Raw genomic sequence first — 19,621 nt, 5'->3', positions numbered from 1 at the left:
TACCATGCGGTACTGTGCGCTTATGCGGTATTAGCAGCCGTTTCCAACTGTTATCCCCCGGTATGAGGCAGGTTCCCCACGCGTTACTCACCCGTCCGCCGCTCAGTCACTCAAAAATCATTCCGAAGAAATCTTCTTCAGTGCTTCGCTCGACTTGCATGTGTTAAGCACGCCGCCAGCGTTCATCCTGAGCCAGGATCAAACTCTCATAAAAAAGATTGATTCGTTCAGAATTAACACTTGGCTAATTCATCCCTTTTTACTGTTTTAAAGGATCGTAATCAATTCGTTATCTCCCTGCGAACAGTTTGATAACCCGTTGAATACTTTCGATCGTTCAAACAAAAATTTTATAAAACTTCATTTGAATTTTCGAGGATGTGTTTTACTGTTCAGTTGTCAATGTTCATGTTTTTGCTGTGTCTTTCGGCGACAGCTCGTTTACTATAACTCATATCTTTCAGTTTGTCAACAACTTTTTTGAAAAATCTGAAAGACGGAGAAGGAGGGATTTGAACCCTCGCGCCGGTTTCCCGACCTACACCCTTAGCAGGGGCGCCTCTTCGGCCTCTTGAGTACTTCTCCAAGCCCATGTCAAGAATGGTTGTTACCACTTGATTTACCAAAAACAGGTAAAAAATTAACGCGTCATTTACACGACGCACTAGTGATTATACAAAAGTACAATTCTTTTGTCAACGCTTTTTTATTATTTTCTACGCGCTTTTTTCACTCTTTTTCACTAGTATCTTTCCCTTTATCGCAGCCGGACTGTGAATAACAGCAGAGCTGTAAAATCCCTGCCTTTTTCAACAGTCGTAGGCTGTGACTTTTTCCATCATTGGTCTATATCATGCTTTGACACGATATTTTTCCAGAGCAATATCGTATATGTTATTCCCTTCAGCATCAATTGCAACTATCACTGGAAAATCCCTGATTGTCAGCCTTCGGATTGCTTCTGTACCGAGATCATCATAGGCAATCACCTCCGATGAGAGAATCCGCTTTGACAGAAGAGCACCTGCTCCTCCTACCGCCGCGAAGTATACACACCCGTTGCGCACAATTGCGTCGGCAACCTCCTGTGTTCTGCGTCCCTTTCCAATCATCCCGCTTAATCCGAGATCCATGAGCTGAGGAGCATATTTATCCATTCTTCCCGCCGTCGTAGGACCTGCCGACCCGATCGGTCTCCCCTCTCTGGCAGGAGATGGTCCCATGTAATAGATAATATTTCCACGCACATCGAAGGGAAGTTCCTTTCCATGATCAATGGCTTCCTTCATTCTCTTATGTGCAGCATCTCTCGCCGTATAAACGGTTCCTGTCAGATACACATAATCTCCCGCATGCAAACTTCTGATATCTTCCCTGCTCATGGGAACATTCATTTTTCTTTCCATTGTTTGATATCCTCTATTTCCGGAACAATTCGCGGCTAAACCGTAACCGATATGCCCCGCAGGCGGGGCACCACATACTTATAGGCTATGGATTGCTTCGTGTTTCGCACTCTCACACTCCTGCAGCATTCTGTCAACGATATCCGAATACAGAAAACACAGTACGATCCCCTCACAGATATCTGACTGCATGCCTGTTCACATGGCAGCACATATTGACCGCCAGCGGAAGTCCTGCAATGTGAGTCGGATAGGTATTGATATTCACTCCAAGACAGGTAACCTTTCCTCCAAGTCCCCCCGGACCAATTCCGAGATGATTAATGCGCTCCAGCAGTTCTTCCTCCATCTCTTTTACATATGGAATTTCAGAATGCTGCCCAGCCGGTCTGGTCAGTGCCTGTTTCGCCATCAGCGCCGCCTTTTCGAATGTTCCTCCGATACCGACACCGACAAATACGGGAGGACACGCATTCGGTCCGGCTTCTTCTACCGTCTGAACGATTGCGTCCTTGACTCCCTCTGCTCCCTGCGCCGGCTTAAGCATGACAATTTTGCTCATATTTTCACTGCCGAAGCCCTTCGTTGTAACGGTAATTTTCACCTGATCTCCTGGCACAATATTATAATAAATGACCGCCGGTGTGTTATCCTTTGTGTTTACGCGATCCAGAGGATCCCTTACTACGGATTTACGAAGATATCCTTCTGTATAACCCTGACGGACCCCCTCATTGACAGCATCCTCAATGACTCCGCCTTCAAAATGAACATCCTGACCGATATCCAGAAACACAACGGCCATTCCGGTATCCTGGCAAATCGGGATCCGGTCTTCCCTTGCTATTTTCAGATTTTCCTGAAGCTGGTTCAGAATCTGTTTTCCGAGCGGTGACTGCTCCTTATCCACTGATGATCTCATACATTCCTTCATGTCATCGGAAAGCTCGTAATTGACAGAAATACACATTTCCTTTACCGCTTTTGTCACTTCACTGACATCAATATCTCTCATCATCGATTCCTCATTCTTCCCGATTATCCTCTGAGATTTCACCGGTTGCATGCTCGTCCGCATTTGCGTCTGACAATTCTCCGGATACAGGTTCATTCGCCTTCCTGTCTGACAATTCTCCGGATGCAGGTTCACCTGAATTCCCGTCTGCGAATTCTTCAGACTTGTAATCACCTTCGTCTTCTGCTGTCTGACTCTCATCCGGCATTTCCCCGGATTCAGGGTCTTCATCATCTTCGCCGACAACCTTGGCGATTCCCGCCACGGAATCCATGACATCCATGATCTTCACTCCGGTTGCACTGCGTTTCAGAACAGAAATTCCTTTTACAGGAGTCCTAATGATAATACCTCCCTTTGTGATCAGCATAATTTCATCTTCGCTGTTCACAGCCTTCATTCCGATCAGTTTTCCTGTATTTTCTCTGAGATTTATCGCCTTAATTCCAACGCCGCCTCTGGTCTGAATGCGGAAGTCGTCAAATAGGGTACGCTTTCCAATTCCGTTTTCTGTGACAAAGAGCAGGTATTCCCCCTGCTGACGGATCTGCATGGCAACCACTTCATCGCCGTTTCGAAGAGCAATTCCACGCACTCCCATGGATCCTCTTCCGGTCGGACGCACGTCCTTCTCATTGAACCGGATGGACATTCCATCTCTCGTCGCCAGAATTACATCCTGCGTTCCATCTGTATATTTCACTTCGATCAGATCATCACCATTATTTAACGTAATTGCGGCAAGACCTGTCTTTCTCATGTGGCGGAATGCCGGCACCGGAGTTTTCTTGACAATACCCTTCTTTGTCGCCATGAAAATATACTGATCCTCTCGAAACTCGGAAATTGCGATGACGGCTGTTATTTTTTCATCGGGAAGCAGCTGAAGGAGATTTACGATTGCTGTACCTCTGGCGGTTCTTCCTGCCTCCGGAATTTCGTATGCCTTTAAGGTATATGCGCGTCCCATATTGGTAAAGAACATCAGATAATCATGAGACATGGTCATGAACAGATCCTCAATATAGTCGTTGTCGAGGGTCTGCATGCCCTTGATTCCTTTTCCGCCGCGATTCTGGCTGTGGAAATTATCCGGTGACATTCTCTTGATATATCCGAGTCTGGACATCGTGATCACCGTATTTTCCTGCGGAATCAGATCCTCGGTGGAGATATCGTAGACGTCATATCCGATTCTGGTACGCCGGTCATCCCCGTACTTCTCCGCGATTTCACTGATCTCATCACGGATTACGCCGAGAAGGAGCTTCCGGTCGCCCAGGATTTTCTTGTATTCGATGATTTTGGCCTGAAGCTCATCATACTCCGCCTGAAGCTTCTCTCTTTCCAGACCGGTCAGTGTCCTCAGACGCATATCTACAATCGCCTGGGCCTGCGGATCGGTAAAGCCGAACCTGGAAATCAGGTTTGCCTTTGCCTCTGCGGTATTTGCGGATGCCCGAATGGTATGGATCACTTCATCGATAATATCAAGAGCCTTCAGAAGTCCTTCCAGAATATGGGCTCTTTCCTGCGCCTTGTTCAGGTCATACTGTGTTCTTCTGGTGACGACCTCTTCCTGGTGCTGAATGTAATATTTCAGCATATCAAGAAGATTCAGAATCTTCGGCTGATTGTCCACAAGGGCAAGCATGATAACACCAAAGGTATCCTGAAGCTGCGTATGCTTGTAAAGCTGATTCAATATGACATTCGCATTTGCGTCACGACGGAGATCAATCACAATTCTCATTCCCTCACGGTTGGAATGATCATTGATACCCGTAATTCCGTCGATTTTCTTATCGCGCACAAGCTCGGCGATTTTCTCGATCAGCCGCGCCTTATTCACCATATACGGAAGTTCTGTGACGATAATCTGACTCTTGCCGTTTGGCAGAGTCTCGATATTGGTAATTGCGCGGACACGGATCTTTCCGCGTCCGGTCCGGTAGGCATCTTCAATTCCGCGCACCCCGAGAATCTCGGCGCCAGTCGGAAAATCCGGTCCCTTGATGATCTGCATGATTTCATCAAGGGTGGTCTCTCTGTCCTCTTCAATCTGATTATTGATGATTTTGACTACGGCACCAACAACCTCCCGGAGATTATGCGTCGGAATATTCGTTGCCATGCCGACAGCGATTCCCGATGCGCCATTGATCAGAAGATTCGGAATTCTTGCCGGAAGAACGGTAGGCTCTTTTTCCGTATCATCGAAGTTCGGAACAAAGTCAACCGTATCCTTGTTCATGTCACGAACCATCTCCATCGAGATTTTGCTCAGCCTTGCCTCTGTATAACGCATTGCCGCGGCTCCGTCTCCGTCGACCGAACCGAAGTTTCCATGGCCGTCAACGAGGGTATACCTCATATTCCAGTCCTGCGCCATCGTGACAAGCGCTCCGTAAATGGAAGAGTCTCCGTGCGGATGATATTTTCCCATCGTATCACCGACAATACGGGCACATTTTCTGTGAGGCTTGTCGGGTCCGTTATTCAATTCTATCATGGAATACAGAATTCTTCTCTGTACCGGTTTCAAACCGTCACGTACATCCGGAAGCGCTCGTGACGCAATTACACTCATCGCGTAATCGATGTAGGAATCTTCCATTTTCTTCTTGAGGTCTACTTCCTCAATTCGATCGAAGACTTTATCATCCATTTTCATGTGCCTTTCTTTTGGGACAGCTTTCTGCCATTATTTATGCTTCATCTATCTGCCTGTGATACGGGAAAAAACGCTTTCTGATGGTTCTGTCCCCTTATCCTGGTTCTCGTGTAAACCTGTGCTCTGAAAAATCCGGACCACAGGATCAGAATGGTTACCGGTTTATCCTGTCAGATATCCAGATTCTGCACATCCTTTGCTCTCTCCTCGATGAACTCACGCCGTGGTTCTACTTTATCTCCCATCAGAGTCGTAAAGGTAAGATCAATCTCTGAAGATTCATCCTCATCCATATTCACACGGAGCAGGATTCTGTTTTCAGGATCCATCGTAGTCTCCCATAGCTGATCCGCATCCATCTCGCCGAGTCCTTTGTAACGCTGAATCTTATTTGACGCATCTCTGCCGATTTTATTCATGATCTGATTCAGTTCATCATCGCTGTATGCATACCATACTTTTTTGTTTTTCTCGATTTTGTATAGCGGCGGTTTTGCCAGATATACGTGTCCCTGCTTGATCAGCTCCGGCATAAACCGGTACAGGAACGTCAGCATCAGCGTTGCGATATGCGCGCCGTCAACATCGGCATCGGTCATGATAATGATCTTATCATATCGGAGCTTTGTGATATCAAAATCCTCATGAATTCCCGTTCCAAAGGCTGTGATCATGGAACGGATCTCGGCGTTTCCGTATATCCGGTCAAGCCTTGCCTTTTCCACATTGAGAATCTTTCCGCGGAGGGGAAGAATCGCCTGTGTCTTCCTGTTTCTCGCCGATTTTGCGGATCCTCCGGCGGAATCTCCCTCAACGATAAAGATCTCACATTTCTTCGGGTCCTTATCGGAGCAATCCGCCAGCTTTCCAGGAAGCGCCAGACCGTCAAGCGCTGTTTTCCTCCGGGTGAGCTCTCTTGCCTTTCGGGCAGCTTCTCTGGCACGCTGGGAAATCACCGATTTTTCAATGATAATCTTACCTACATCCGGATGCTGCTCCAGGTATACGGATAGCTGCTGGCTGACCACAGCGTCAACCGCTCCTCTTGCTTCACTGTTTCCAAGTTTCTGTTTTGTCTGCCCCTCAAACTGAGGGTCCTCAATCTTTACGCTGACAATGGCGGTAAGTCCCTCCCGGATATCCTCACCGGTCAGATTTTCATCGCTGTCTTTCAGCAGCTTCATCTTACGTCCATAATCGTTGAAGGTTCTGGTTATCGCCTGGCGGAAACCGACGATGTGCATACCGCCCTCCGGAGTCAGGATATTATTGACAAATCCGTACACGGTCTCATTGTAGGAATCATTGTGCTGCATGGAAACTTCAACCATGACACCATTCTGAATTCCCTCAAAGTACATGATATCCGGATACAATACCTCCGCACTCCGGTTCAGGTACTGGACAAATTCCCTGATTCCGCCCTCGTAGTGAAAGACCTTTTCCTGCTCCATTCCCTCTCTCTTGTCTCTGAGAGTGATCTTCAGCCCCTTTGTCAGAAAAGCTGTCTCGCGAAGCCTTGTCTTCAGGGTGTTGAAATCATAGACGGTATCTTCGAAGATTGTCCCATCCGGTTTAAAATCGACACGGGTTCCTGTCTTCTCCGGATCGCACTCACCGACCACCTTGAGCTTGTACATCGTTTTTCCGCGCTCATATCTTTGTTTATAGATCTTTCCATCATGATAGATCTGAACTTCCAGCCAGTCAGAAAGGGCATTGACGACAGAGGCTCCCACTCCGTGGAGACCTCCGGATACCTTGTATCCGCCGCCGCCGAACTTTCCACCCGCGTGAAGAACCGTAAACACCACCTCTACTGCCGGAATCCCGGCCTTATGATTGATTCCGACAGGAATTCCACGTCCGTCATCAATAACCGTAATGGAGTTGTCCGGATTAATCGTAACTTCAATATGCGTACAGTATCCGGCAAGCGCTTCATCCACAGAATTGTCTACAATCTCATAGACCAGATGATGAAGCCCCCTGGAGGATGTGGTTCCAATATACATACCGGGACGTTTTCTTACTGCTTCCAGTCCTTCCAGAATCTGAATCTGATCAGCTCCATATTCATTTGTCACAACGGTTGATTCTGTTTCCATACGTCCTCCTGATTTTCAACTGTTCCGTTCACGATGTGAAAAGCCCTGTTAACAGGAAAATGATTTTCAATCAGCTCATCCATCCCTGTACATGTGATGAACGTCTGCGCTTCATCCATTCGCTTCAGAAGCATCGCCTGTCTTCCGCTGTCAAGCTCAGACAGGACATCATCCAGCAGCAGTACCGGTGTATCCCCGACCGATTCCCTCACAAGATAAATCTCGGACAGTTTAAGCGAAAGAGCCGCACTCCTCTGCTGTCCCTGAGAACCATAATGCCTGATATCAATTCCATTCACATTGACTCTGAAATCATCCCTGTGCGGTCCCACCGTAGAGGTCTTCATTTTGAGATCCCTTACCCTGCTGCCGGAAAGAATCTCCCTGAAATTCTTCTCCTCCACATTCGGCTCGTAGACAATCTCAATATTTTCCCTGCCATTTGTGAGATTCTCGTGAATTCTGCCGATGATCTCATTCAAATGCCCGATAAAGGATCTTCTCGACCGGATAATGTGAATGCCATGACTGACCATCTGCTCATCCCACACATCAAGCGTCTGCTCCAATGACGGATGAAAAGGAATATCCTTCAGAAGTGCATTCCTCTGGGTAAGAATCCGGTTCATCTCAGTCAGATCGGTATAATAAACCTTATCCAGCTGGCACAATTCACTGTCCATGAATCTTCTCCGCTCACCCGGACCATTCTTGATAATATTCAGATCCTCCGGAGAAAAAAAGACAACACTGATCATCCCGAACAGCTCTGAGGCTCTGCGAATCGGAATTCCGTCGATCGCCACACCTTTCCTTCCGTTATTCTTGAGATGCATATCAATTCTGTGAGACACCTCATTCCGGCGGAAGACGAGGCGCAGATGCGCCTCTTCCTCTCCGAAACGAATGATCTCACGGTCACGGCTTCCTCTGTGAGACTTTGTCGTCGCCGCGAGCTGGATGGCCTCCAGTATATTTGTCTTTCCCTGGGCATTGTCGCCGTACAGAACGTTCGTCTCCCGGTCAAAATGGAGAGAAATCCTGTCATAATTTCTGTAATTTTTTAGCTCCAGTGATTCTACGTACATATTTTCGGATTAAGCTTCTGCCCTGGTCACCATGACTTCTCTGCCGTTAAAAGAAAAAACATCTCCATCCGTCAGCTTCCGCCCCCGCCTGGTATCCGTTTCTCCATTTACCGAGACCTCGCCATTCTGAATCGCAATCTTTGCTTCCACACCCTCATCTACCAGGCCCGCAAGCTTCATTGCCTGACCAAGCTTGATAAAGTCATCTTTTATCGTGATTTTCTCCATTTACTTTTCCTGCCCTTTTCATCGATTATTCACATTGATATTTACGGGAAGAATCAGATAAATGTAAGACGACTTCTCATCCCTGATAAAGCAGGGAGCCTTAGCATTTACGAAGTAAATGGAAATACTCTCATCATCAATGACCCGAAGCGCATCCAGAAGGAACTTCGGATTGAATCCGATGATAATATCCTTTCCTGTCTTCTCGATATCAATTTCCTCATCCATCGAACCGATCGATGAATCAATTCGAAGCTCCATCTGTCCGTCCGTCACATCAATGATCACCGGCATCTTGTCACTCTCCCGTACCAGAAGAGTCGCGCGGTCGATACAGTCCATGAATTCCTGCCGGTTGATTGTGATCTTTGTTTCATAATCGCTGGACAGCATTTGATCAATCCGGAAATATTCTCCGTCAATCAGACGTGACAGAACTATAGTATTGCTGAATTCAAACAGCAGATAATTTTCCGCAAAATAGATATTTACCATGTCATCCATCTCGCCGGACAGAATCTTACTGATCTCGTTCAATGTCTTGCCCGGTACAACCACCTTCTGATCCGGGCATTCTCCCGAAAGAGCCAGATTACGGATGGCAATTCTGTGACCGTCAAGAGATACGACCTTCAGCACATTATTCCGGATTTCGAACAATTCTCCGGTCATCAGCTTGTTGTTCTCATTTACGGCAATAGAAAAAATTGTCTGACGGATAATCTCACGCAGCGAAAACTGGGAAATGGAAATAAAGTCATTTCTCTCAATTACCGGAAGATATGCGAAATCATCACCGGATTTTCCGGGAATACTGAATTTAGCCTTTTCGCAGGTAATCGTCGCTACATCATTTTCATTCGTTTCGATAAAAACTTTGTTATTTGGAAGTTTGCGGATGATATCCGAGAAAATTTTAGCATCGAGAGCGATTTTTCCCTTTTCCTCGATTTCTCCCTTTACGATGGTTTCAATGCCGAGTTCCATATCATTTGCCGTGAACTTGATCTGGTTGAAGGAAGCTTCAATCATGATGCATTGTAAAATCGGCATTGTGGTCTTGGAAGGTACGGCCTTCATTACGATACTTACACTGTCTGCAAGATCTGCCTGATTAAAAACGAGCTTCATTACCTGTGTGACTCCTTTCGGTTTGTCTGTGCGATACTGACAATCCCGCGGGTTGAAAAACGGGAAAGATAGAAAAGAATAATAAAAAAATTCTTCGACTTCGTCTTAGGGGAGGTTGAAATGTGGAAAACTCCATTTTTCCGTGAAAAAAAGCGAAAAAAAGAGGATCATAAGTCTGTCAGTATCGATGAAATCGGCTGTCAGAAAAATGTAAATGGAAAATAATCCACATTTATCCACTCTGTTTTTATCCACATGGTCTATAAATTGTGGATAGATGGATCTGGAACACTATATATATAGAAGAAACTCCTTCGGGAGAACGGGTATGATCAGCCCTCCGGAGAAATCTTTTTCTTCAGGAGATCAACGACTTCTTTTGTCTCAGGTTTGGTCTTGTAGTCCTTGTCGATCTTGTTGATGCCGTAGATGATGGTCGTATGGTTCTGAACACCGATGCTCTCTGCGATGGCCTGCAGATTATTCGATGTCATTGTCCGGCATAGATACATGACGATCTGTCTCGGATAAGAAATTCTGCGAGACTTTACGGAACTTTTGATCTCTTCCGGAGTGATATTGAACTGTTCCGCCACAATGTCAATGATGTACTCCGGCGTCACTACCCGCTTTTCGTTAGGAGAAATTATATCCTTGAGAACATTTTGAGCCAGATCAAGGTTGATCTCCTTCTGTTCGAGGTTGGCCATGGCGATGACCTTGTTCAGAGAGCCCTCAAGTTCTCGAATATTTGCCTTCACATTGCTGGCAATATATTCCAAAACTTCATTGCTCACGTTGGACCCGTCAAGTTCCTGCTTTTTCCGAAGAATAGCCATTCGTGTCTCGTAGTCGGGACTCTGGATATCCGCCATCAGACCCCATTCAAACCGGGACCGGATTCTCTCCTCCAGGACATCCATATCCTTCGGAGGACGATCGGATGAAATGATGATCTGTTTTCCGGCTGAATGCAGGGCGTTAAAGGTGTGGAAGAATTCTTCCTGCGTGGATTCCTTTCCGATGATGAACTGAATATCATCGATGAGGAGAACATCCACGTTCCGGTATTTTTCACGGAACTTTGTGAGCGCCGTGCTGCTTCCTGCACGGATTGCTTCGATTACTTCATTTGTGAACTCTTCACTGGTGACGTACACAATCTTCATCGAGGGATTATTCTCGAGTATGAAGTGTGCAATGGAATTCATCAGATGAGTTTTTCCCAGTCCCACGCCTCCATATAAAAACAGAGGATTGTATACCGTACCCGGTGATTCTGCAACAGCAAGAGAAGCTGCGTGAGCAAACTGATTGTTTTTGCCTACGACAAAGGTATCAAAGGTATATTTCGGGTTCAGTCCGGTAAGAATGGATTCATTTTTGACCTGCTTTTCCCGTCCGGCTTTCTCCGCGTCCTGGGGAAGAATAAAATAAATCTCGCAGTCCATTCCGGTCAGTTCGCCGATGGCAGCCTTGATTGGAAGCTTGTACTTCTTGGATACATAGTCAAGACCAACCTGCTCTGATGGAACGAGAATGGTGACATCATGACCGTCTACCTTGTATACCTTCAGGGGTTTGATCCATGTCTTAAAGGAAACCTCTCCAAGCTCATGCTCTTCCTTTACACGTTCCAGAATCTGATCCCACTTTTCTTCGATAATGCTCATCATAACCTCTGCTGTTGATAAAATTTCTTCCTGTAAACGGCACAATCCATTTCAGTATGTTACATAAATATGCTGCGCCGAAAAAAGAAGACAAAACACCTCTTTTATATTAAACTAAAATACGGAATTTATCAACACGAGAACAGTTGTTTGAAGGGCGATGTGGATAATGCGGTGTAGATGTCAGTTTGTGCACAGAATGATATCCACTTATACACGTAAGAAAAACCGCGTAAATTAAACTGTTTACAAAAAAATTACAAAAATATGAACCATATTTTTGTGAGTTATCCACAAGTTATCAACAAAATTGTTGATAACTTACGTAAACCAATGTAAGTATGTTTATACCTGTTAGCAGCACGGAAGATGCGGGGCAGTGAAGTGATGCGGTAACTTATACATATTGCGGCGTTCCGCTTGCGGGCAATGGGTGTTTACTGTATAATTGCGGAAGCATGGAACAATCCGCAGCTTATAAAGCTAGTGGCACAATATATCGTATGGCGGTTACGAAGGGAAAGGATGGATAATGAGTATCTTTTATTCTATCGATCTGCAGTCTGAGGGAGGAAAACATGCAGGAGTAAAAGCTCCTTCAGACATCTCCATGATCGGACATGAGATGGGGATGACCGGATTCTTATTTCCTGCGCAGAAATATATGTTTCCGAAAGGAATCGATGTGATAAAAGGAAAAATCTGGCTGTTGAAAACCTGTTCGGAAATATGGAAGGAACTGCGCCGCACGGTCGGAGAAGGAGATATTGTTTTATATCAGCATCCGATGTATGGTGCCAGAGCAGCTTTAAAATATATCCCCGCTATTAAAAGAGAAAAGGGCTGTCGCTTTATAGCATTGATTCATGATCTGGAGTCCCTGAGAATGGGAGTTCATGGACTGTACACAAAAAGCAGGAAAACTGCGGAGATCTCAGATCAGAATCTTCTGAAACAATTTGACGCAGTAATCTGTCATAATGAACATATGAGACAGTATCTGATCGAGAAGGGATTTGAACCCGAAAAGCTGGTCAATCTGGAAATCTTCGATTATCTGACAAATGAAAAGATGTGTCACAGAGTCAGGGGAAAGGAACCTTCCCTTGCTGTGGCAGGTAATCTGCATCACGGGAAGTCCGGATATCTCTACGAGATGTTCCGGAACAACGGAGCAGCGAAAAACAAAGAGCTTACGGTCAATGCCTATGGCATTAATTTTGAGAGCGACGGGGTATTCGGAGGCATCCGATATCAGGGTGCTTTTCCGGCCGATAAACTTCCGGGAGTACTGAAGGGCGATTTCGGGCTTGTGTGGGACGGACCTTCTGCTGAGAGCTGCGTGGGAAACACCGGAGAATATCTTCGTTATAATAATCCTCACAAGGCATCTCTATATCTGACATCCGGCATGCCGGTCATGGTGTGGGAAGAGGCAGCAATTGCTGATTTTGTGAAGAAATATCATGTGGGAATTACAATCCGGAATTTATATGAAGCAGCAGAGACCATAAGACGGGTATCTGACGAAGAATACAGTGAAATGTGTGCAAATGCCGCTGAGGTGGGACAAAAGCTCAGGGAAGGATATTTTTTCCGGAAGGCATTTCAGGAATGCGTGAAAAAACTGGAGAAACAGAATGAGTAGTTCGCAGGTTTCAGAAGAGGTGATTTCTCAAACTGCAATGATCAGAGAAGAATGAAACTGTAATCTGCTGATTAATGTTGATAAAACTCAGTAAATGTGGATAAATGCGAATAAAGGATGAAGGAATGACATTCAGTCAGGGGAAGGGACAATGAGAGATAAAACAATTAGTATGAGACTTCTGATTCAGACAGCTTTTCAGAAATGGAGAAGAATGCTTGTCTGCGGTGTAATTTTTATGATATTGATCTCCGGGTGGAAGGCATACCGTTTATTGCCTCAGATTAAAGGAGCAGGAAAGGAAGAGAGCACAGCATCTTCTGAGAACACAGGCAGCGCGGATACGGGAGTTTCTTCAGCAGCAGATTATAAAAAGAATAGTGATTATTTTAAACAGCAGATTGAACATGCTTCCGAATATGTAAATAAATCTTTTTATACACAAATGGATCCGAACGCCGTCGGAATGACTTCTGTAGATATCTCAGTTTCTACACCGGAACTTAAGAAAGAAGGAGAAAATGATCCGGATTCTCTGGCTACGGTGGAACTGGGAAGTATAGATGAGACGGAGATAAAAAGTTCAAATACATCCTCCGATGACAGTTCAGTCGTTGTCACCACTTCCGCGGAGCAGGATGCAAATAATATCCTGAACGCATATAAAGAGTTTGTACTTTACGGAATAGACTGGACAGCGATGGCTGAAAAGTACAATACAGAACCTCAGTATCTTCAGGAACTGGTGGACCTGAGCGGAAATCATATCAATGATACAATTTCCGCAGAGATCGTCATTCGTTTTCCAAATGAGCAGGGCGCCGGTGAACTGATGGATGAGCTGACTGCACAGATACAGAATTATACTTCTTCCGTGACAAAAACATATGGAGAACATACGCTTGTAATCAATAACCGGGTTACCACGACGGTGACAGATACGTCTGTCACGGATAGGGTAAACAGCCGGCTGACCATGCTCAATAATCTGATCAATGGAAATAATTCCTTCGGGACTGCGACAGCTACGTTGGGGATGAATTCCGGAAACACAGACCATTCTCAGGTAAGCGTCAGCAGAAGTGACCTGCTGAAGCCGGTTGTAAAATATGCCGGTGCGGGATTTGTCGGAGGAGTCGTATTGTATTTCCTCCTTGTGATTCTGTCTCTGCTTGCATCCGGCAAGGTATACAGCGCTTCAGAGATGAACCGTCAGTACGGATTTTCCAAAATTGCTGTTGTACCTTCTTCCAATGCAAAAAAGAGAAAAGGACTGGATCGTCTCACGCATCGGGATGCATCGGATTATTACAGCAGCAGAGACAGAGAAATCTGCTGGCAGATTGCAAATGAAAATCTTTCGGAACTGATGAATGGAAAAGGTACGGTTGCGCTGATTGGGGATGTTGATCCCGGACAGCTCGAAAAGATTGCCGCGGAAATGAACAAGGAGACATCTGAGCTGCAGATTAAGACGCCCGGGGATATTCTCAGTTCACCGGCTGCTCTGCACAGTCTGAAGGAAACAGACGCCGCAGTAATCATTGCCAGTATCGGAAGCTCTGATTACCGGAAGACAGACCACATTCTTGAAACGCTTCATACATATGAGAAGAGAATTCTCGGAAGCATAATCTTAGATCAATAATGAATTGTGTAAAGAATTTGTATAAAGTGAGTAAGACTTCCTGATTTGTATTAAGATAAATAATCTGAGAAGTCTGGAATTGTGATTTACAGGTAAACAAGAGAAGAAAAAACGATAACCTGAAAGATAAGTGGAACAGGATAAAATGAAAAAAATTCTCGAAGTAAATGTAGATGATCAGGGCCTGGGAGGCGTATATTCTCTGGTGCGCTCCGTGATTCTGGGAAAACCGGAAGGGTATCAGATGGATATTGCCTGCATCATGCATTTCGCGGACAACGCGCATATTAAAGAACTGAATGACAGAGGAACACAGGTATATTTTATAGGGAGAGAGGGACACAATCATGTGAGTATGAGGGATCTGGAGCAAAACCTCTATCAGCTCCTCATGAAGAATAAATATGACTGTGTACATATTCACGCGGACACGGCCTACAGAATGTATGCGTTTGGCCATGCCGCAAAACGTGCCGGTGTGCGAAAGATTATTTTTCATTCTCACGCTGCCGGGGTTGATGGAAATTACCTGATCGTGAAGAAATTTCTTCATCGTGTATATAGGGGACGACTGAAAAAGATCGGTTCCTGTTTTGCGGCTTGTTCCGACCTGGCAGCTGCGTGGATGTACCCCGGAATTCCAAAAGAAAAGGTTATTCAGATCAACAATGGAATTGATCTGAACCGTTTTCGCTTTGACGCGGATACACGCAGGGAGATGAGAGAAGAGCTTGGTCTGTCGGATTATTTTGTTGTCGGTCATGTGGGACGGTTTTCTTACCAGAAGAATCATGAATATCTGATTCGTGTATTCGAGGCGTTTAAAAAAGAAGTTCCAAAGGCAAAACTCCTTCTGATTGGGTCCCATGACGGTACAAAGGAAATATGGGACCGAATCCGTGATATGACAGCACAGGCAGGACTTTCTGAGGATGTTATTTTCTATGGAACGACAGACCATGTAGAACGGATGATGCAGGCGATGGACCTGTTTGTCCTTCCGTCCCGGTTTGAAGGACTTCCTGTGGTAGGAGTGGAAGCACAGGCCTGTGGCCTTCCGGTTGTCTATTCAGACCGGATTACTCGCGAGGCCGCTTTGACAGACCGCGTCTCATTTGCAGGAATTGAGGAAAAGGATATAGACGCGTGGGTGCGTGCCATGAAAGATCAGATGAATTTAGAAAGAACAGACATGGTTCCGTTTCTGAGAAAAGAGGGGTTTGATATCAACGATACCATTCAGTCTTTTCTGAATCTGTATAAAGATGTATGATGTTCTTTCACTTCACCAGAATTTCTGTTCGCTGACGGATTATATTTGAGCAGAAGTGGCGGAAGAAATCCGGTTAGAAAGGAAAATAATGGTATACACAGGGAAGGTGACGGAAAAGGCCGGGATTTTTTCAGATAGACCTGCGGCGAGAGAAGTGGAAGCAGCAAGATGGGAAGGCTTCTATCTGGTCATACTGGTTATCTATACTGCAGCTGTATTCTTGCAGGTTGGTGTTTTTTCCAACACAGCCGGCTTCAAGTCATTTTTACAAAATATTCGATATTTGTGTTACTTAGGTGTTCTGATCAAACTGATTCATGACTATCATACCAGAAAAAGTATGCTGGCAATGGCCATCCTTCTTGTGATCGGACTTCTGGTTTCTGTGCGTTCAGATAACCGGTCCGGATTATTTCTTTTCTGGATGATCTTTGGAGCTTCTTCTGTAGATCCGGAAAAAATCTTAAAGGTTTCACTGATCGTTCGGTCGGCAATGCTCGCCGGAATAGTCATTCTCAGTCAGGCAGGTGTCCTGAAGGATACCATACGGGATATCTCGGACCGTTCCAGACATTACCTGGGTTTTTCCTGGACGACGTATGCTCCGACAGCTCTTCTGTTTATCAGTTTATGTTATTTCTGTATCCGCAGAGAGAAAACGACGGTCGCTGAATATGCGATCCTCATGATGCTCGCATACTGGCTGTTTTATATGACAAACAGCCGATTTATCTTTTTACTGAATGCGGGTGCGATTTTACTGGCTTTTCTGATCGGGCTCCGGATTCGTGTGCAGAGGAAAAGAAAAACCAGACAGAAGAATTCATGGAAAAAAATATTTATGGCAATCCCTGCCGTCTCAGCTGCGGTGGCCATTTATCTTCAGGCAGCATACAGCAAATACAATCCGTTTCTGTCAAAACTGAATACGCTTTTGACACAGCGGCTCCGGCTCGGACACAACGCCCTGTTAAAATATCCAATCACCTTATTCGGACAGCCGATTTCCTGGATCGGATGGGAAAATCCTTCAGCATATAACTATGTCGACAGTGCCTATCTTCAGGTTTTGCTGGAACAGGGAGCAATCCTTCTGGGAGCTGTGATTATCCTGTACAGCTACATGATATATCGGGCGGTAAAGGTCTCGGATTCTTTTCTGACCATGAGTCTGGTAATCATCTGCTTATTATGTGTGACGGAACCGAGATTAACCGAAACCGTATTCAACCCCTTCATCCTTCTGCCATTTTCTATGTGTCAGGACTGGAAACCCGGTTTGCGTGAGAAAGGCTGTGAATGTTCTGTTTTAACAAATAGGAGTAATAAATAGCTATGAATGATTTACATGAGGGAAGAATCACTGCTGTTATTGTAACCTATAACCGGAAAGAACTGCTTAAGGAATGTGTGCAGGCACTCCTGAAGCAGTCCGTCAAAGAATGCGATGTGTTGATTATTGATAATGCATCGACGGACGGGACTACGGAATACATTGCGGATGAATTGAAAAATTACAGGGTGCATTATGATAACACAGGTTCTAATCTTGGAGGCGCCGGAGGCTTTTGCTACGGGATAAGGAAAGCCTGTGAGATGGGCTATGATTATTTATGGCTTATGGATGACGACTGTATCGTAAAAGAAAATTCACTGAAGGAATTACTGAAGCTTGGAAATTCCCTGCAGGGCAATTACGGGTTTCTGTCCAGCCGGGTTCTCTGGAAGGATGGAACACCATGTCGGATGAACCAGCAGAAAATTTCGCTGGTTAAGAAACTGAAGGAACCAGAGAAGGATTGTCAGAAGATTGTTCTGGCTACCTTTGTCTCTCTTTTCGTTCCTGCATCTGTAGTGAAGAATGTAGGTCTGCCGTATAAAGAATTCGTGATCTGGACGGATGACTGGGAATATACACGACGGATCTCATTGAAATATCCTTGCTATTATTCCGCAAAGAGCGTTGTGGTGCACAAATCAAAAAATAATGACGGACCTGCGATTGAAACCGCGGATGAGGGACTGCTGGAACGCTTTGGCTATATGTATCGAAATGAAACCGTTCTGTACCGCCGGGAGGGAATAAAGGGAAGAATACTTTTCTGGATTCGAAGAGAGATGCATAAAAAAAGGATTCGAAAATCTTCTCTTCCGGACGATGAAAAAAAGAGAAGAATACAGTTGATGGATGAAGCAGTGGAAAAGGGAAAAAAGTTTTATCCGCAGATTGAATATCCCGGTAAGTAAGCGGATATTCAATATATGACCATGTAATATATGAGCATGCAACGAGATAAAACACGCTGCGCGAGTTTTATTTCGCTTATCGCGATGCTCGCCGCACACGAATACTTCGCATTCGGCTGCGGCTCACTGTTCGCGTAAAATAAACGTCGTTCGCCCCACCGGTTCACACTTTGTGTGAGCGGTGGGGCGAGCTGTTCAGTCACGCATGAACAGATCACGTGTATAAACCTTATCCCTGACATCGTCAAGATCGTGGTTATAGCGATTTGCCAGAATACAGTCGCTTTTTGACTTGAAAACGGCAAGATCGTTGACAACCTCTGATCCAAAGAAGGTACTGCCGTTTTCCAGCGAGGGTTCGTAGATGATCACGGTGGCGCCTTTTGCCTTGATTCTCTTCATTACGCCCTGAATAGAGGAGTGTCTGAAATTATCGGAGTTTGATTTCATGGTCAGGCGATATACGCCGATGGTACATTTTTTCTCTTCAGCGGCATTATAGTCTCCGTTGTGATAATAGTCGTAGTATCCGGCCTTACTTAGTACACGGTCAGCGATGAAATCCTTCCGGGTCCGGTTGCTTTCTACGATCGCATGAATCAGGTTCTCCGGGACATCAGCATAGTTTGCCAGCAGCTGTTTTGTATCCTTAGGCAGGCAGTATCCGCCGTAACCAAAGCTTGGGTTGTTGTAGTGCGTGCCGATTCTGGGATCGAGACACACGCCGTCAATAATTTCCTTTGTATTCAGACCTTTCATTTCCGCGTAGGTGTCCAACTCATTGAAGAAGGAAACGCGCAGCGCAAGATACGTATTGGAGAAGAGTTTAACGGCTTCCGCTTCCGTGAATCCCATAAACAAAGTATCAATGTTTTCCTTCAGAGCGCCTTCCTGCAGGAGAGAAGCAAAGGTGTGAGATGCCTTTACCGTTTCCGGATTTTCCGGGTCTGTAGATACAATGATTCTGCTGGGATAGAGATTGTCATAGAGAGCCTTCGACTCACGAAGGAACTCCGGACTGAAGATAATATTCTGCGTATGATATTTCTCGCGAACATGTCTGGTATATCCGACCGGAATGGTGGATTTAATAACCATGATTGCTTGCGGATTTAATTTTAATACGAGCTCGATCACCGATTCTACAGCAGAGGTATCAAAATAATTTTTCACACTGTCATAGTTCGTCGGGGTGGCGATCACAATAAAATCCGCATCGGAATATGCTTTTTCCGCGTCGGTGGTTGCGGTTAAATCGAGATCTTTTTCGGCCAGATATTTCTCGATATATTCATCCTGTATGGGAGACTTGTGCGCATTGATGAGGTCTACTTTGTTCTGAAGAATATCTGTGGCAACGACATGATGATGCTGTGCAAGCAGGGTGGCAATGGAGAGGCCGACATAGCCTGTTCCGGCAACCGCGATTTTTATGGAAGAAAGATCATAATTTGAATTCATAAATACTCCTTTTTAATATTC

Annotated in this window: 14 protein-coding genes, 1 tRNA gene and 1 rRNA gene; 5 read left to right on the top strand and 11 right to left on the bottom strand. The window is 45.3% G+C overall.

From position 1 onward, the window contains the following. The 10 genes from ACTQZS_RS07870 to dnaA all read right to left on the bottom strand — a co-directional run. Positions 1-214, bottom strand: a 16S ribosomal RNA gene (locus ACTQZS_RS07870); the annotation flags it as partial. A 283-nt stretch (positions 215-497) separates the two neighbouring features. Further along, positions 498-585, bottom strand: a tRNA-Ser gene (locus ACTQZS_RS07865). 266 nt (positions 586-851) lie between these two features. Then, complete coding sequence (locus tag ACTQZS_RS07860) at positions 852-1,406, bottom strand: Fe-S-containing hydro-lyase (protein ID WP_441475315.1); 555 nt, start codon at positions 1,404-1,406, stop codon at positions 852-854. 172 nt (positions 1,407-1,578) lie between these two features. Continuing rightward, entirely contained in the window at positions 1,579-2,424 is an 846-nt protein-coding gene (locus tag ACTQZS_RS07855; protein ID WP_441475314.1) for a fumarate hydratase, read from the bottom strand. A gap of 7 nt (positions 2,425-2,431) precedes the next feature. Next, positions 2,432-5,089, bottom strand: a complete 2,658-nt coding sequence (gyrA, locus tag ACTQZS_RS07850; protein ID WP_441475313.1) for a DNA gyrase subunit A — start codon at positions 5,087-5,089, stop codon at positions 2,432-2,434. 176 nt (positions 5,090-5,265) lie between these two features. Beyond that, positions 5,266-7,203, bottom strand: a complete 1,938-nt coding sequence (gene gyrB, locus ACTQZS_RS07845) for a DNA topoisomerase (ATP-hydrolyzing) subunit B (RefSeq protein ID WP_441475312.1) — start codon at positions 7,201-7,203, stop codon at positions 5,266-5,268. After that, entirely contained in the window at positions 7,179-8,291 is a 1,113-nt protein-coding gene (gene recF / locus ACTQZS_RS07840) for a DNA replication/repair protein RecF (protein WP_441475311.1), read from the bottom strand. The genes gyrB and recF overlap by 25 nt, the downstream gene beginning before the upstream one ends. Positions 8,292-8,300: 9 nt before the next feature. Next, positions 8,301-8,519, bottom strand: a complete 219-nt coding sequence (locus ACTQZS_RS07835; RefSeq protein WP_441099321.1) for an RNA-binding S4 domain-containing protein — start codon at positions 8,517-8,519, stop codon at positions 8,301-8,303. 18 nt (positions 8,520-8,537) lie between these two features. Next, entirely contained in the window at positions 8,538-9,650 is a 1,113-nt protein-coding gene (dnaN, locus tag ACTQZS_RS07830; RefSeq protein WP_441475310.1) for a DNA polymerase III subunit beta, read from the bottom strand. 332 nt (positions 9,651-9,982) lie between these two features. Next, positions 9,983-11,323, bottom strand: a complete 1,341-nt coding sequence (dnaA, locus tag ACTQZS_RS07825; protein WP_441475319.1) for a chromosomal replication initiator protein DnaA — start codon at positions 11,321-11,323, stop codon at positions 9,983-9,985. 532 nt (positions 11,324-11,855) lie between these two features. Between dnaA and ACTQZS_RS07820 the strand changes: the two genes are divergently transcribed. From ACTQZS_RS07820 to ACTQZS_RS07800, 5 genes are all read left to right on the top strand, one after another. Next, the gene (locus ACTQZS_RS07820; RefSeq protein WP_441475309.1) at positions 11,856-12,971 is read left to right on the top strand and encodes a glycosyltransferase; all 1,116 of its coding nucleotides are present in this window, start codon (positions 11,856-11,858) and stop codon (positions 12,969-12,971) included. A gap of 151 nt (positions 12,972-13,122) precedes the next feature. Further along, positions 13,123-14,619 carry a hypothetical protein gene (locus ACTQZS_RS07815; RefSeq protein ID WP_441475308.1) on the top strand — a complete coding sequence of 499 codons (1,497 nt, stop codon included), beginning with the start codon at positions 13,123-13,125 and terminating at the stop codon, positions 14,617-14,619. Positions 14,620-14,764: 145 nt separating this feature from the next. After that, entirely contained in the window at positions 14,765-15,892 is a 1,128-nt protein-coding gene (locus tag ACTQZS_RS07810; protein WP_441475307.1) for a glycosyltransferase, read from the top strand. 88 nt (positions 15,893-15,980) lie between these two features. Beyond that, the gene (locus tag ACTQZS_RS07805; RefSeq protein ID WP_441475306.1) at positions 15,981-17,225 is read left to right on the top strand and encodes a hypothetical protein; all 1,245 of its coding nucleotides are present in this window, start codon (positions 15,981-15,983) and stop codon (positions 17,223-17,225) included. A gap of 2 nt (positions 17,226-17,227) precedes the next feature. After that, positions 17,228-18,139, top strand: a complete 912-nt coding sequence (locus ACTQZS_RS07800; protein WP_441475305.1) for a glycosyltransferase family 2 protein — start codon at positions 17,228-17,230, stop codon at positions 18,137-18,139. 195 nt (positions 18,140-18,334) lie between these two features. On the opposite strand, the gene ACTQZS_RS07795 is transcribed toward ACTQZS_RS07800, so the two are convergent. Beyond that, positions 18,335-19,600, bottom strand: coding sequence for a nucleotide sugar dehydrogenase (locus tag ACTQZS_RS07795; protein WP_441475304.1), 1,266 nt, complete (start codon positions 19,598-19,600; stop codon positions 18,335-18,337). Positions 19,601-19,621 lie beyond the last annotated feature (21 nt).

The organism is Bilifractor sp. LCP19S3_H10 (genome assembly GCF_052119185.1).
Classification (GTDB): domain Bacteria; phylum Bacillota; class Clostridia; order Lachnospirales; family Lachnospiraceae; genus Bilifractor.
This window is presented reverse-complemented; position numbering and strand designations above follow the sequence as displayed.

Excerpts from the sequence above, each read along its gene's own strand:
- ACTQZS_RS07860 (WP_441475315.1), bottom strand. The coding sequence starts at position 1,406 with ATGGAAAGAAAAATGAATGTTCCCATGAGCAGGGAAGATATCAGAAGT.
- ACTQZS_RS07855 (WP_441475314.1), bottom strand. The coding sequence starts at position 2,424 with ATGATGAGAGATATTGATGTCAGTGAAGTGACAAAAGCGGTAAAGGAA.
- gyrA (WP_441475313.1), bottom strand. The coding sequence starts at position 5,089 with ATGGATGATAAAGTCTTCGATCGAATTGAGGAAGTAGACCTCAAGAAG.
- gyrB (WP_441475312.1), bottom strand. The coding sequence starts at position 7,203 with ATGGAAACAGAATCAACCGTTGTGACAAATGAATATGGAGCTGATCAG.
- recF (WP_441475311.1), bottom strand. The coding sequence starts at position 8,291 with ATGTACGTAGAATCACTGGAGCTAAAAAATTACAGAAATTATGACAGG.
- ACTQZS_RS07835 (WP_441099321.1), bottom strand. The coding sequence starts at position 8,519 with ATGGAGAAAATCACGATAAAAGATGACTTTATCAAGCTTGGTCAGGCA.
- dnaN (WP_441475310.1), bottom strand. The coding sequence starts at position 9,650 with ATGAAGCTCGTTTTTAATCAGGCAGATCTTGCAGACAGTGTAAGTATC.
- dnaA (WP_441475319.1), bottom strand. The coding sequence starts at position 11,323 with ATGAGCATTATCGAAGAAAAGTGGGATCAGATTCTGGAACGTGTAAAG.
- ACTQZS_RS07820 (WP_441475309.1), top strand. The coding sequence starts at position 11,856 with ATGAGTATCTTTTATTCTATCGATCTGCAGTCTGAGGGAGGAAAACAT.
- ACTQZS_RS07815 (WP_441475308.1), top strand. The coding sequence starts at position 13,123 with ATGAGAGATAAAACAATTAGTATGAGACTTCTGATTCAGACAGCTTTT.
- ACTQZS_RS07810 (WP_441475307.1), top strand. The coding sequence starts at position 14,765 with ATGAAAAAAATTCTCGAAGTAAATGTAGATGATCAGGGCCTGGGAGGC.
- ACTQZS_RS07805 (WP_441475306.1), top strand. The coding sequence starts at position 15,981 with ATGGTATACACAGGGAAGGTGACGGAAAAGGCCGGGATTTTTTCAGAT.
- ACTQZS_RS07800 (WP_441475305.1), top strand. The coding sequence starts at position 17,228 with ATGAATGATTTACATGAGGGAAGAATCACTGCTGTTATTGTAACCTAT.
- ACTQZS_RS07795 (WP_441475304.1), bottom strand. The coding sequence starts at position 19,600 with ATGAATTCAAATTATGATCTTTCTTCCATAAAAATCGCGGTTGCCGGA.